The sequence below is a fragment of the Streptomyces sp. ATexAB-D23 genome (genome assembly GCF_000373645.1).
In the GTDB taxonomy this organism is placed as follows: Bacteria; Actinomycetota; Actinomycetes; order Streptomycetales; family Streptomycetaceae; genus Streptomyces; species Streptomyces castrisilvae.
This window is the reverse complement of record NZ_KB892068.1, coordinates 152,273-164,936: the sequence shown is the minus strand read 5'-3', so window position 1 is coordinate 164,936 and position 12,664 is coordinate 152,273. Positions and strand designations below refer to the sequence as shown.

At 72.7% G+C, this 12,664-nt stretch carries 12 protein-coding genes; 8 read left to right on the top strand and 4 right to left on the bottom strand.

The annotated features are described in order from the left end of the window. The first annotated feature begins 36 nt into the window (after nt 1-36). From B082_RS0132035 to B082_RS0132020, 4 genes are all read left to right on the top strand, one after another. Complete coding sequence (locus tag B082_RS0132035) at nt 37-837, top strand: ABC transporter permease (RefSeq protein WP_018555873.1); 801 nt, start codon at nt 37-39, stop codon at nt 835-837. Then, nucleotides 830-1,699 carry an ABC transporter permease gene (locus B082_RS0132030; RefSeq protein ID WP_018555872.1) on the top strand — a complete coding sequence of 290 codons (870 nt, stop codon included), beginning with the start codon at nt 830-832 and terminating at the stop codon, nt 1,697-1,699. The genes B082_RS0132035 and B082_RS0132030 overlap by 8 nt, the downstream gene beginning before the upstream one ends. Before the next feature lie 28 nt (nt 1,700-1,727). Continuing rightward, a complete protein-coding gene (locus tag B082_RS0132025; protein ID WP_018555871.1) occupies nt 1,728-2,738 on the top strand; it encodes an ABC transporter ATP-binding protein in 1,011 nt (336 codons plus the stop codon). 61 nt (nt 2,739-2,799) lie between these two features. Further along, the gene (locus B082_RS0132020) at nt 2,800-3,495 is read left to right on the top strand and encodes a DUF1707 SHOCT-like domain-containing protein (protein WP_018555870.1); all 696 of its coding nucleotides are present in this window, start codon (nt 2,800-2,802) and stop codon (nt 3,493-3,495) included. Nucleotides 3,496-3,534: 39 nt separating this feature from the next. Here the strand turns inward: B082_RS0132020 and B082_RS0132015 are convergent, their stop codons facing one another. Then, nucleotides 3,535-4,779, bottom strand: coding sequence for an SGNH/GDSL hydrolase family protein (locus tag B082_RS0132015; RefSeq protein ID WP_026250411.1), 1,245 nt, complete (start codon nt 4,777-4,779; stop codon nt 3,535-3,537). A gap of 320 nt (nt 4,780-5,099) precedes the next feature. Between B082_RS0132015 and B082_RS0132010 the strand changes: the two genes are divergently transcribed. After that, nucleotides 5,100-6,308, top strand: coding sequence for a DUF445 domain-containing protein (locus B082_RS0132010; RefSeq protein WP_026250410.1), 1,209 nt, complete (start codon nt 5,100-5,102; stop codon nt 6,306-6,308). Nucleotides 6,309-6,371: 63 nt separating this feature from the next. Here B082_RS0132010 and B082_RS0132005 read toward each other — a convergent pair whose 3' ends face one another. Next, entirely contained in the window at nt 6,372-6,674 is a 303-nt protein-coding gene (locus B082_RS0132005) for a hypothetical protein (protein ID WP_018555867.1), read from the bottom strand. 179 nt (nt 6,675-6,853) lie between these two features. On the opposite strand from B082_RS0132005, the gene B082_RS0132000 reads away from it, so the two are divergent. Next, the gene (locus B082_RS0132000; RefSeq protein ID WP_018555866.1) at nt 6,854-8,365 is read left to right on the top strand and encodes an MFS transporter; all 1,512 of its coding nucleotides are present in this window, start codon (nt 6,854-6,856) and stop codon (nt 8,363-8,365) included. Then, nucleotides 8,362-8,934 (top strand): TetR/AcrR family transcriptional regulator, encoded by a 573-nt coding sequence (locus B082_RS0131995; RefSeq protein ID WP_018555865.1) that lies wholly within the window; start codon nt 8,362-8,364, stop codon nt 8,932-8,934. Before B082_RS0132000 ends, B082_RS0131995 begins: the two co-directional genes overlap by 4 nt. 33 nt (nt 8,935-8,967) lie before the next feature. On the opposite strand, the gene B082_RS0131990 is transcribed toward B082_RS0131995, so the two are convergent. Together B082_RS0131990 and B082_RS0131985 are read right to left on the bottom strand one after the other, a co-directional pair. After that, nucleotides 8,968-10,866, bottom strand: coding sequence for a serine/threonine-protein kinase (locus tag B082_RS0131990; protein WP_018555864.1), 1,899 nt, complete (start codon nt 10,864-10,866; stop codon nt 8,968-8,970). Nucleotides 10,867-10,954: 88 nt separating this feature from the next. After that, entirely contained in the window at nt 10,955-11,911 is a 957-nt protein-coding gene (locus B082_RS0131985) for an oxidoreductase (protein ID WP_018555863.1), read from the bottom strand. A gap of 104 nt (nt 11,912-12,015) precedes the next feature. Here B082_RS0131985 and B082_RS0131980 point away from each other — a divergent pair, with 104 nt between their 5' ends. Then, a complete protein-coding gene (locus B082_RS0131980; RefSeq protein ID WP_106435571.1) occupies nt 12,016-12,621 on the top strand; it encodes a TetR family transcriptional regulator in 606 nt (201 codons plus the stop codon). Nucleotides 12,622-12,664: the final 43 nt, after the last annotated feature.

The following is a 12,664-nucleotide window of genomic DNA, read 5'->3' as shown; positions in this document are numbered from 1 at the left end:
GCGGTGCGGCACCCGTGAACGGGGGAGGCGGTTGCTGTGCGGGTCTACGCGGTGGTGGCGGCGGGTGGTTTCCGCCGCTATGCCACCTATCGGATCGAGACGGTCGCGGGGGTGTTCACCAACACCGTCTTCGGCTTCATCCTGGCTTACACGTACACCGCGTTGTGGGACGAGCGGCCCCGGCTGGGCGGGTACGACATGCCGCAGGCGCTCACGTTCGTCTGGCTGGGCCAGGCGCTGCTGATGACGTGCGTGATGATGGGCGGCGGTTTCGAGGACGAGCTGATCGAGCGCATTCGTACGGGCGACATCGCGGTCGACCTGTACCGGCCGGTCGACCTGCAAATGTGGTGGCTGGCGGGTGACTTGGGGCGGGCCGGTTTCCATCTGCTGGGGCGCGGCATCGTGCCGATGGTCCTCGGTGGGCTCGCCTTCGACCTGGCGCTTCCGTCGGGGGCCGGGACCTGGCTGGCGTTCCTCGTCGCGGTGACGCTGGGCGTGGTGGTGAGCTTCGCGATCCGCTATCTGGTGGCGCTGTCCGCCTTCTGGCTGATGGATGGCGCGGGTGCGGCGCAGATCGCGTTCCTGGCGGGGCTGTTCTTCTCCGGGATGCTGCTGCCGCTGACCCTGTTCCCCGGGCTGCTCGGCGAGGTGGCGCGGATGCTGCCGTGGTCGGCGCTGCTCCAGGTGCCGGCGGATGTGTTCCTCGGGAAGTACACGGGCTGGGGTCTGGTGCGGGTGTACGTGTTCCAGGCGTCCTGGGCCGCGGTGCTGCTGCTGGTGGGGCGGATGGTGCAGTCGGTGGCGACGCGGAGGGTGGTGGTCCAGGGTGGCTGAGGTGGTGGAGGGTGCCGTGACGCGGGCGCCCGAGGAGCTGTTCGTGCCGAAGCCGCGGCTCGTCGAGGGGGTGCGGGCGTACGGGCTGATCGTCGGGATGTGGCTGCGTTCCACGATGGCCTACCGGGCGTCGTTCCTGATGACGGCGTTCGGGAACTTCACGGCGACGGCGTTCGACTTCGTGACGATCGTCCTGATGTTCGGGCACGTCGACGCGCTGGGCGGTTACACGCTCCCGGAGATCGCCCTGCTGTACGGGGCCGCGGGGACGGCGTTCGGGCTGGCGGACCTGCTGATGGGGTCGATGGACCGGCTGGGCCGCCGGGTGCGTGACGGGACCCTGGACACGCTGCTGGTGCGGCCGGTGCCGGTGCTCGCCCAGGTGGCGGCGGACCGGTTCGCGCTGCGCAGGCTGGGGCGGATCACGCAGGGGCTGCTGGTCCTCGGTTACGGGCTGGTGGCCGCGGACATCGACTGGACCGTGGCGAAGGTGGCCGTGCTGCCGCTGATGGTGCTGAGCGGGTCGGTGATCTTCGGCGCGGTGTTCGTGGCGGGCGGGGCCTTCCAGTTCATCGCGCAGGACGCGTCGCAGGTGCAGAACTCCTTCACCTACGGCGGCAACACGCTGCTCCAGTACCCGCCGACGATCTTCGCGAAGGACCTGGTGCGCGGGGTGACGTTCGTCGTGCCGCTGGCCTTCGTGAACTGGCTGCCCGCGCTGTACGTCCTGGACCGGGACTATCCGCTGGGGCTGCCGCACTGGGTGGCGTTCCTGCCGCCCGTGGTGGCGGCCGTGTGCGCGGCGGGGGCGGGGCTGGCGTGGCGGGCCGGGCTGCGGGCGTACCGGAGTACGGGAAGTTGACGAGGAACGGGCGAGAAGAGGCAGCGGGATGAGCACGGACACCGAGACGACCGCGGAGAAGGCCACCGGTAGGGCCTTCATCGAGCTGGACGGCCTGGAGAAGGTCTTCGACGTCCGCCGCAGGACGGGTTTTATGCGCGCGGAGCGCCGTCAGGTGCGGGCTGTCGATGGGATCAGCTTCCGGGTGGAGCGTGGCGAGATGGTCGGCTACATCGGGCCGAATGGGGCCGGGAAGTCGACGACGATCAAGATGCTGACCGGGATCCTGACCCCGAGCGGGGGTTCGCTGCGGGTGGCGGGCATCGATCCGTCCCGGGAGCGCACGCGGCTGGCGCACCGGATCGGGGTGGTCTTCGGGCAGCGCACGACGCTGTGGTGGGACCTGCCGCTGCGCGACTCGTACCGGCTTATGCACCGGATGTACCGGGTGCCCGACGCCCGGTTCCGCGTCAACATGGAGCGGTGTGTCGAACTCCTGGACCTGGGTGAGCTGTTGGACGTGCCTGTGCGGCAGCTGTCGCTCGGGCAGCGGATGCGGGGCGACATCGCGGCGGCGCTGCTGCACGATCCGGAGGTGCTGTACCTGGACGAGCCGACGATCGGCCTGGACGTGGTGTCCAAGGCCAAGGTGCGGGAGTTCCTGCGGGACCTGAACGCGGAGCGCGGCACGACGGTGCTGCTGACGACCCATGACCTCACGGACATCGAGCAGTTGTGCCGGCGGGTGATGGTGATCGACCATGGCCGGCTGATGTATGACGGCGCGCTGGCCGGGCTGCACGAGGTGGGGGAGAGCGAGCGGATGCTCGTGGTCGACCTGGAGCGTGAACTGCCGCCGATCCGGTTGGAGTCGGAGCCGTCGGTGCGGACGGTGAAGGTGGAGGGGCCGCGGCAGTGGCTGGCGTTCCCCGCGTCGGCGTCGGCGGCGCCGCTGGTGGCGCGGATCGCCGCGGAGTACCCGATGGTGGACCTTTCGGTGCGGGAGCCGGACATCGAGGCGGTGATCGCGAAGATGTACGCGTCGGCCACCGGCCTGTAGATCGGTGACGTGAGCGTGCGCGTTCAATACTCTTCTCGGTATGACAAGCGAACTTCCGGATATGCGGGCCTCCGACGCCGAGCGTGAACGTATTGCCGAGATCCTGCGCGAGGCGGTGGCCGAGGGCCGGCTGGAGATGGAGGAGTTCGACCAGCGCCTCGACCGGGCGTACAAGGCCCGTACGCACGGGGAGCTGGAGCCGCTCGTCCGCGACCTTTCGGGGGTCGGCTCGCCGTCCTCGGCGTCGGCCGCCGTGCAGCCCCGGTCGGGTTCGGCGGCCCGCTGGTCGGAGCGGGTCGGCAAGCCGGCCACCTCGGGCGGTGCCTTCGCGTTCTGGGGCGGGTTCCGCCGCCGGGGCAACTGGACGGTCGGCAAGGTCTTCACCGCGTTCGCCATGTGGGGCGGCGGCGAGATCGATCTGCGCGAGGCGAATTTCGAGGACCGCGAGGTCGTCATCCGCTGCTTCACGATCATGGGCGGCATCCATGTGACGGTCCCGCCGGACCTCAACGTGGACGTCCGGGGCATCGGCATCATGGGCGGCTTCGGTGAGGACGCCAAGGACGACGCGGCCCCCGCGCCGGACGCGCCCCGGGTCCGGATCACCGGCTTCGCGCTGATGGGCGGTGTCGGCGTGGAGCACAAGCGCAGCAAGGCCGAGAAGCAGCGGCTGCGCGAGGCGGAGCGCGAGCGGGCCCGCCTGGAGAAGGGCGACGGACGGGGCCGGCTGGAGAAGGGCGACGGGGGCGGCCGGTAGCGCGTACGTGCGAGGCGCCTGCCGCCCTCCGTCTCCCGGTCAGAGCGCGTCGGTCGTGGCCTTGGCCCTCAGCAGCGCGTCGATGTCCACCAGCGCGCCCAGGTGTGCGTAGCCCGCGTCGTTCAGGTGCAGGTGGTCGCCCGCGTCGTAGGCGGGCCGCAGCCGCCGCGGGTGGTCCGGATCGCGCAGCGCGAGGTCGGAGTCGAGGACCTCGTCGAAGACGCCGCCCGCCCGGATCTCGGCGTTGACCCGCTCGCGCACCGCGTCCTGCGCGGGCGTCCAGGTGGCGTACCCCTGGTACGGCATGAGGGTCGCGCCGATGACCTTCATGCCGCGTGCGTGGGCCCGCTCGGTGAGGGTGCGCAGCGCGCCGGTGATCCGCATCGCGTCGGTCTCCTGCGGGAACGCCTGGATGTCGTTGACGCCGAGCGCGATGACGACGGTCTTCGCGCCCGAGATGCCGAGGACGTCGCGCTCGAAGCGGTCCAGGGCGCGCGGGCCGATGCCCTCGCGCAGCAGGCGGTTGCCGCCGATGCCCTGGTTGACCACCGCGTACCGGCCGCGCAGCCGGTCGGCGACGGTGTCCGGCCAGCGGGTGTTCGCGTCCGTGGTGGAGCCCGTACCCGCGGTGAGCGAGTCGCCGAACGCGACGAGCGTCGCGGTCGCGGCGCCGCCCCGCACGTCCACGGCGGTGAGGTAGCGCCACTGCGTGGTGCTCCAGGTGCCCCGCTCGTCCTCGGTGTAGGAGGTCTGGTGACTGTTGGGGTGGGCGGTGACGGGGCCTTCGGCGGTCGGGGTGCGCAGCGTCACCACGAGGTCGGCGTCGGCGGAGACCGGGACGACGACGGCGTCGCTGACGGTCTGCCGGCCTGCCGCGACGGTGACGGAAGGGGCGCCGTCGAACGTCACGGGGCGGGTGTCGACGGTGACGTGGTCGATGAGCAGCGGTCGCGTACCGAACAGGTTGGACAGGGTGACGCGGGCCTGGGTGCCGCCGACGCTGGTGTGCACGACGTTACGGATGGTGCGCCGGCTCTGGTCCCGGGCCTGGTCCGGGTCGCTCACCCCGACGACCGGGGCCGCCGCCCAGGTGGCGAGCCAGCGGCCGGAGGAGTGCGCGGGCGCGGCCGGGGTCCGGGCCACGCCCTGCGGGGCCGTGCTCGCCGCCGCCGTCGCCCGGGGCCCGGAGAACAGCAGGGAACCGGCGAACGCCACGGCGGCGGCGAGCGCGGCGGTGCCCGCCACTAGGGCTATGAGCAGGGCGTACCCCTGGCGCCTGGGCATGGGCGGTGTGTCTCCTTGCGGAAAAGAGGAAGAAGGGGGGATGGACCGGTTCCATGATGCGGCAGGGCGCGGGGAACTCGACGTGCGGCCCGGGAGTAGGTCAGGCAGGGACAATGCCTACGCGGCGCCGGGGGCGAAGCGCGGGCGGACGGGTGGAGCGGATGGAACGGATCGACGGTGCCGGGCGGACCGAGCGGGGCGAGCTGCCCCCGGGGCCCGGCGGACAGGTGCGGGGCGAGGGCGCTCGGGAGCGGCCCGCGGGCCTCGCCTCGTTCGCGTACACCGCCGCGGACGAGGAGAAGCGTCGTGGCGTACGCCGGATGAAGACCACGGCCACCGGCCTCCTTCTGCTGGTCGCGCTCGTGTACGTTCTCGCCACCTGGGCGAAGAACGAGGGGGTGAGCGGCTGGCCGGGCTTCGTCGCGGCGGCCGCCGAGGCGGGCATGGTGGGTGCGCTCGCCGACTGGTTCGCCGTCACGGCCCTCTTCAAGCGTCCGCTCGGTCTGCCGATTCCGCACACCGCCATCATTCCCACCAAGAAGGACCAGCTCGGGGCCTCGCTCGGTTCCTTCGTCGGCGAGAACTTTCTCTCCGGGGGCGTCGTACGTGACCGGATTCACTCGCTGGGCATCGGTGGCCGGGTCGGCGGGTGGCTCGCGGAGCCTGCCCACGCGGACCGGGTCACGGCCGAGCTGTCGACCGCGCTGCGCGGGGCGCTGACGGTCCTGCGGGACGCGGATGTGCAGGCCGTCGTCGGTGAGGCGATCACCCGGCGGGCGAACGCGGTGGAGATCGGCCCAGGACTCGGCAAGATGCTGGACAAGGTCGTCGCGGACGGTGGCCACCGCAAGCTCGTGGACCTGGTCTGCGCGCGGGCGCACGACTGGCTCGTCCAGCACGGCGACTCGGTGATGGACGCGGTGCAGGGCGGGGCGCCGGGCTGGACGCCCCGTTTCGTCGACAAGCGGGTCGGTGAGCGGGTCTACAAGGAGTTGCTGCGGTTCGTCACCGAGATGCGCGACATGCCGGGGCATCCGGCGCGCGGCTCGATCGACACGTTCCTGGCGGACTTCGCGGCCGACCTCCAGACCGACTCGGAGACCCGGGACCGGGTGGAGCGGCTGAAGTCGGAGATCCTGGGGCGTGGCGAGGTCCAGGACGTCATCGCCTCCGCCTGGGCGTCCGTGCGGGCGATGGTGATCGCGGCGGCGGAGGACGAGCAGAGCGAGCTGCGGCTGCGGGCCCGTGCCTCGCTGATGTCGCTGGGTGCCCGGCTGGCCACGGACGAGCGGCTCCAGGCGAAGCTGGAGGGCTGGCTGGAGGACGCGGCGGTGTACGTGGTGACGACGTACCGGGCGGAGATCACGTCGCTGATCAGCGACACGGTGGCGGGCTGGGACGCGGACCAGACCTCGCGCAAGATCGAGGCGCACATCGGGCGTGACCTGCAGTTCATCCGGATCAACGGCACGGTGGTGGGTGCGCTGGCGGGCCTGGCGATCTACACGGTGTCGTGGGCGCTGTGGTGAGCGGGTCCCCCGGGGCGGTGGCCGGGCGGTGGCCCGGGGCCGGGGCCGCGGGGGACGGCCGTCTCAGGCGGACCGGCGGGTGACCGCCCAGGACGCGGCGGCCACGGTGCCCGCTGCGGTGAGGACGGCGGGCCAGGCGCCGACCTTCTTCGCCAGCGGGTGCGAGCCCGCGAACGCGGCCACATAGGCGGTGGTCAGGGCGACGGCCGTGCGGGGGCCCGCCTGCCGGTTCCACTCGTACGCGGCCACGCCGCCCGCCGCCACGAGCGCGACCCCGCCCAGCGGGCGCTTGCGGGTCCACCGCGCGACGGCGTAACCGCCGACCAGTCCGCCCGCCGCCACCGCCGCTGCCGGCACCTTCGCCATCGCAGCCACCTCCGCCTTCGTCACGTCATGGGGTGCGCGCCGGGCGCACAACCGGGTTCTGTCCGAGGCTAACGCGCGCTTCCGGCATCCCGTCGCGGAGGGGGTGCACAGCCGTTTACCCTGGAGGTGAACAGCTGTGCACCCCCTGGCCCCGCAGTCGATCACCGCAACGGAGAACCATGCCCGCGGACATACCCGCCCCCGCAGCCCCGACGACTCCCGCGGCCCAGGCCCCGCACCCGCGCTTCGCGGTGGGCGTGCTCGCCTTCTGCGGGGTCGTCGTCGCGGTCATGCAGACGATCGTCGTCCCCCTGCTCCCGCACATCCCCGCCCTGACCGGCGCCACCCCGGCCGCCGCGAGCTGGCTGGTCACCGTCACCCTGCTCACCGGCGCGGTCTTCACCCCGGTACTCGGCCGGGTCGGCGACATGTACGGCAAGCGGCGGGTGCTCATCGCCTCGCTCGCCGTCCTGGTGGTGGGTTCCGTGCTGTGCGGGGCCAGCTCCCACATCGGCGTCCTGATCACCGGCCGCGCCCTCCAGGGCGCGGCCATCGCCGTCGTACCGCTGGGCATCAGCATCCTGCGCGACGAACTGCCGCCCGAGCGCGTCCTGTCCGCCGTCGCCCTGATGAGCTCCACCCTCGGCATCGGCGCCGCCGTCGGCCTGCCGATCGCCGCGCTCGTGGTGGAGAACTTCGACTGGCACACCATGTTCTGGGTCTCCGGCGCCATCGGCCTCATCGACATCGTGCTCGTACTGGCCTTCGTCCCGGAGTCCCCGCTGCGCACCCGCGGCCGCTTCGACGCGCTCGGCGCCTTCGGTCTGACCGGCGCGCTGGTCTGCCTGCTGCTCGCGGTGACGCAGGGCGGCGACTGGGGCTGGACCTCGGGCCGGACGCTCGGCCTGCTCGGTGCGGCCGTGGTGGTGGCGCTGGTCTGGGGGGCGTACGAGCTGCGCGTCACCACACCCATGGTCGACCTGCGGATCTCCGCGCGCCCGGCCGTCCTGCTCACCAACATCGCCGCTCTCCTGATCGGCTTCGCCTTCTACGCGAACTCGCTGGTCACCGCCCAGATGGTGCAGGAGCCGAAGGCCACCGGCTACGGGCTCGGCGCCTCGCTCGTCGTCAGCGGTCTGTGTCTGCTGCCGGGCGGTGTGGCCATGGTGGCGCTGTCGCCCGTGTCCGCCCGGATCTCCGCCAAGCACGGCCCCAAGGTCAGTCTGGCGCTGGCGGCCGGCATCATCGCCGCGGGCTACGGCGTGCGGTACTTCACGAGCCACAGCCTCTGGCTCATCATCGTCGGCGCCACCGTGGTCGCCTCCGGAACGGCCATCGCGTACTCGGCGCTGCCCGCCCTCGTCATGCGCGGAGTCCCGGTCAGTGAGACCGGCGCGGCCAACGGCCTGAACACCCTCATGCGCTCGATCGGGCAGGCCTTCTGCAGCGCCACGGTCGCCGCCGTCCTGGCCAACATCACCTTCCAGGCCGGGGGCAGGACCGCCCCGACCCTCCACGCGTACCAGCTGGTCTTCGTGATCGCGGCGGGCGCGGCGCTCGCCGCGCTGGCCGTCACACTGTTCCTGCCGGGCCACAGGCCGGCCGGGGCGGGTACGGTCGGGGAGAGCCGCGAGGCGCCGGGCACCCGGAAGGGCGGTGCGCGGCCGGCGGGAATCCAGGAGGGCGCATGACCGGCGGCCATGCCACCACGGCGGCCCCCGCCGACACCGGCACGGGACGGGACGCCATCCTCCGTGCCGCGCGGCGGGCCTTCACCCAGCGCCCGTACGCGGAGGTGACGATCCGCCGGATCGCGGCGGACGCCGGGGTCAGCCCCTCCCTCGTGGTCAAGCACTTCGGCCGCAAGGAGGAACTCTTCAACACCGTGGCCGACTTCGGCCCGGCCGCCGCCGAACTCCTCGACGCCCCGCTCGACGCCCTGGGCCGCCACATGGTCGTCACGCTGGTGACCCGCCGCCGCGAGGCCCAGTCGGACCCGCTGCTGCGCGTCGTCTTCTCCCTCGGCAACCAGGACGAACGCTCCCTGCTGCGCGACCGCTTCCACGAACAGGTCACCGACGCGCTCACCGCCCGACTCCCCGGCACCGACCGCGCCCTGCGCGCGGAGCTTCTGGCCGGGCACCTCCTCGGCCTCGGCGCGACGCTGAGCCTGCACCGCGAGGGCGCGGGCGCGCTGGCGACTCCGGAGCGCATCGCGGACCTGTACGCGCCGGCGCTCCAGCGGCTGATCACGGGCTGACGCCTCGTCGCCGGAGGGCCCGAGAGGCCGGGCTCACCCCAACGCGTTGCGCCAGACCGTGATGTCGATCGTGATGTAGTTGCTGGGCGAGTCCTCGGGGGACTGGCCCTGGAACGTCATGAGCCCCATGTGGCCGGTGCCCGTGGTGACGCAGACCTGCCGTCCCTTGGAGAGCTTGCTCACGTTGATGTGGTTCGCGAACCGGGTCTCCGCGCGGCAGATGTCCAGCGAACCGTGCTGCCCCGGGTCGAGCAGGATGAGCTTGCCGCCCTCGGTCTCCGAGTCGATGTATCCGTCGTCGTCGTAGGAGAGTTCGTACCCGTCGTTCTCGCCCTCCTGCGGGCGCACCTCGTCGTCCCCGAGCGTCAGGTGGTAGCCGGCGGTGAGGTTGATGCCGGGGAATTCGTCGGGCGTCGGGTCGGCCGTCGGGGTGGGGTCGACGTCGGCCTCCTCCGGGCTGCCGCCGTCCGCCTCCTCCTCGGAGGTGTCCTGCGGGGTCGGCGTGGGAGTCGTCTCGCCGGCCGGCGGGGTGGCCTTGTCCTTGGCGGACGACGTGCTCCGGTCGTCCTTGCCGTCGTCCTTGAGCATGAAGTACGCGGTTCCGCCGCCCGCGAGGCCGAAGATCAGCGCGGCGGCGATGGCGAGGGCGACGACCCGGCCGCGCCGGCGCTTGGCGGGCGCGGGTGCCTGCGGGGTCGGCTGCGTCGGGTGCTGCCCGGAAGCCGGCTGCGGGTAGCCGTACGCCTGCTGCGGATAGCCGTACGCGCCGGGCTGGACGGGCTGGGCCCCGTACGGGCCCGGCTGCACCGGCTGCGGGCCCTGGCCCGGCGGCGGGGTGACCGGCGGACCGTACCCCGGGGGCGGGGTGCTCGCCGCGGGCGCCGGCGGCTGCTGGACGGCCGCCGGTTCCGGTTCCGGTTCCGGGGCCGGGGCAGTGGCGGGCGTGGCCGTCCCGGCGGCCGGCGTGGCCGGCGCGGCGGACGGGGGCGGCGGGGTCTGGACGGGGGCGGGGGCCGCCGCACGGACGGTGATGTCGGCGGCCACCGGGGTCGGCAGCCAGTCCTCGGGGCGGCGCAGCACCGTCTCCGCGTTCGCCGTCTGGCACAGCTGGATCACCTCGGCGACCGAGGGCCGGTCCTCCGGGTCCTTGGACAGGCAGCGCCCGACCAGCTCCATCAGCCGCTCCGGGACGCCGGTGAGGTCCGGGTCCTCGTGCACGATCCGGTAGAGCACCCCGTGCGAGGTCCCCTCGCCGAAGGCCGGTGATCCCGTGGAGGCGAAGGCGGCGACCTGGCCGAGCGCGAAGATGTCCGTCGCCGGGGTGACCCGGCGCCCGGCGGCCTGCTCCGGGGCCATGAACGACGGGGTGCCGATCGTGACACCGCTGCCGGTGAGGGACGTCGCGTCGGCCGCGTAGGCGATGCCGAAGTCGATGACGCGGGGCCCGTCCGCCGCGAGCAGCACGTTGGACGGCTTGAGGTCGCGGTGCACGATGCCGGCCCCGTGGATGACGTGCAGGGCCTCCGCCATGCCGGCGATCAGCAGCAGCACCGCCTCGACCGGCAGCGCGCCGTGCGCCACGACCGCGTCGGCGAGCGAGGGGCCCGGCACGTAGGCGGTGGCCAGCCACGGCTGCGCGCCCTTGGTGTCGGCGTCGATGACGGGCGCGGTGAACAGTCCCTGCACGCGCTGCGCGGACGTCACCTCCTGCGCGAACCGCCTGCGGAATTCGGGGTCCTCACCGAATTCGGGCCGGATCACCTTGATGGCGACGGGCCGTCCGCCGGGCGTGTACGACAGGTAGACCTTGCCCATGCCGCCCGCGCCGAGCTTGGCGGCCAGCCGGTATCCGGCGATGGTGGTCGGGTCGTCGCCCGCGAGGGGCTGGAAGACCTGCGAGGCGCCGGCTCTGCGTGGCTGCTGACCGCTCATGAACTCGTGACTCCCCCGGAGAGCTCTGCTGTAGACACGGCACTTTATCCAAATCCCGGGGGCTTCGGACCTTCCGGAGCGCGAAGGTTCAGACGGACGGGGGAAACGCGAACCGCACCCCCGTGGCCTGTTCCGACACCTCCCAGAGCCGCCGCCCCGTCACGGCGTCGGCCGCCCCGGCGGACAGCTCGACCCGGGTCGGTGCGCCGCGCAACTCCCCCATGCCGTCGGGCCCGATGAAGTCGCCGCTGCGCGCACCCGGCTCCGTCGCCGCGTACAACTGCGGCAGTGCCCCCTGCTCGGGGCTCTGGGCGAGCGGGGTGAGGAGGCGGCCGAACACCATCCTCACCAGGGCGACGGGCCCGTCCGTCTGGAGGTTGGTGGCGGTGTAGCCGGGGTGGGCCAGGAGGCTGCGCACCGGGCTGCCGGCCTCGGCGAGCCGGCGGTGGAGTTCGTGGCCGAAGACGGCGTTGGCGAGCTTGGACTGGTTGTAGAAGCCCATCGGTGAGTACCGGCGGTCGCCCGTGAGGTCGTCGAAGAAGAGCTCGGCCTTGCGGTGGTTGGCCGAACTCACCGTGACCACACGGGGATCGCTGCCCGCCGCCAGTAGGCCGAGCAGCCGCCCGGTGAGCGCGAAGTGGCCGAGGTGGTTGGCGGCGAACTGCGATTCGTGGCCCTGCGGGCTCAGCGACCGCGGCGGGGCCATCACGCCGGCGTTGTTGACGAGTACGTCCAGTCGGGAGTGGTCGGCGCACAGCTCCTCGGTGAAGGCCCGTACGGATTCGAGGTCGGCCAGGTCCAGGCGGCGCACCTCAAGCCGGGCGCCGGGCCGGTCGGTGGTGATCTCCGCGGCGGCGCGGCGGCCCTTGCCCTCGTCGCGTACGGCGAGGACCACATGCCCGCCCCGGCGGGCGAGCGCCCGGGTGGTGGCCAGACCGAGGCCGCTGTTGGCCCCGGTGACGACGAAGACGCGCCCGGTCTGGTCCGGGATCTGCTCGGAAGTCCAGCGCTGCCGACGCTGCTGCTGTCGCTGCTCCTGTGTCATGCGGCACAGGTTGCCTTTGGTGGCATCGAGCGTCAATACGGCACTTGGTGTCATGCGGGGCATGGAGTACCGTGGATGGGGTGAGCAGCCGCCCCGAAGTGACCATGGCCCAGCGCAAGCGTCAGCTCGTCTCCGGTGAACTGACCGAAGCGGCATTGCAGTTGCTGGCCCTGAAGGGATTCGACGCGGTCACGGTCGACGAGATCGTGACGGCCGCCGGAGTGTCGAAGCGGACGTTCTTCCGCTACTTCGCGTCCAAGGAGGACGTGGTCGTCCAGTTCCTGGCCGACATGGGTACGGGCATGCGCGCCGAACTGTCCAACCGCCCCGCCGACGAGCCGCCGTCCGTCGCCCTGCTGCGCGCGGTCTGGGTCCCGCTCGGTGAATGCGCCGACCACGGGGAGCGGGCGCTGCGCGTCGTCCAGCTGATCCTGCGCACGCCCGCGCTGCACGCCCGCTTCCTGGAACGCCAGGCCCGGTGGCGTGACGACCTGGCGCGGGAGCTGGCCGAGCGGCTGGGGACCGACGCCGGCACGGACTTCTACCCGAGGCTGGCCGCGGGCATGGCGCTGAACGCCTTCGACGCCGTACTGCACCGCTGGAGCGCCGGGGACGGCGTGGAGTCCCCGGCCGGCCTGACCGACCGGGCCTTCGCGGTGATCGCCCCGGCCCTGGACGCGGTCACGACCACGCGGCGCGGGCCCGCCTGAGGCCGTCCCCCGGGGAGTGTCGGAGGGCCGCACTAGGCTGTCG

What these genes read in the sequence shown, in the direction of transcription:
- B082_RS0131980 (WP_106435571.1), top strand. Translation starts at nt 12,016, where the DNA reads ATGGCCCAGCGCAAGCGTCAGCTCGTCTCCGGTGAACTGACCGAAGCG.
- B082_RS0132015 (WP_026250411.1), bottom strand. Translation starts at nt 4,779, where the DNA reads ATGCCCAGGCGCCAGGGGTACGCCCTGCTCATAGCCCTAGTGGCGGGC.
- B082_RS0131985 (WP_018555863.1), bottom strand. Translation starts at nt 11,911, where the DNA reads ATGACACAGGAGCAGCGACAGCAGCAGCGTCGGCAGCGCTGGACTTCC.
- B082_RS0132000 (WP_018555866.1), top strand. Translation starts at nt 6,854, where the DNA reads ATGCCCGCGGACATACCCGCCCCCGCAGCCCCGACGACTCCCGCGGCC.
- B082_RS0132020 (WP_018555870.1), top strand. Translation starts at nt 2,800, where the DNA reads ATGCGGGCCTCCGACGCCGAGCGTGAACGTATTGCCGAGATCCTGCGC.
- B082_RS0131995 (WP_018555865.1), top strand. Translation starts at nt 8,362, where the DNA reads ATGACCGGCGGCCATGCCACCACGGCGGCCCCCGCCGACACCGGCACG.
- B082_RS0132010 (WP_026250410.1), top strand. Translation starts at nt 5,100, where the DNA reads ATGAAGACCACGGCCACCGGCCTCCTTCTGCTGGTCGCGCTCGTGTAC.
- B082_RS0131990 (WP_018555864.1), bottom strand. Translation starts at nt 10,866, where the DNA reads ATGAGCGGTCAGCAGCCACGCAGAGCCGGCGCCTCGCAGGTCTTCCAG.
- B082_RS0132025 (WP_018555871.1), top strand. Translation starts at nt 1,728, where the DNA reads ATGAGCACGGACACCGAGACGACCGCGGAGAAGGCCACCGGTAGGGCC.
- B082_RS0132005 (WP_018555867.1), bottom strand. Translation starts at nt 6,674, where the DNA reads ATGGCGAAGGTGCCGGCAGCGGCGGTGGCGGCGGGCGGACTGGTCGGC.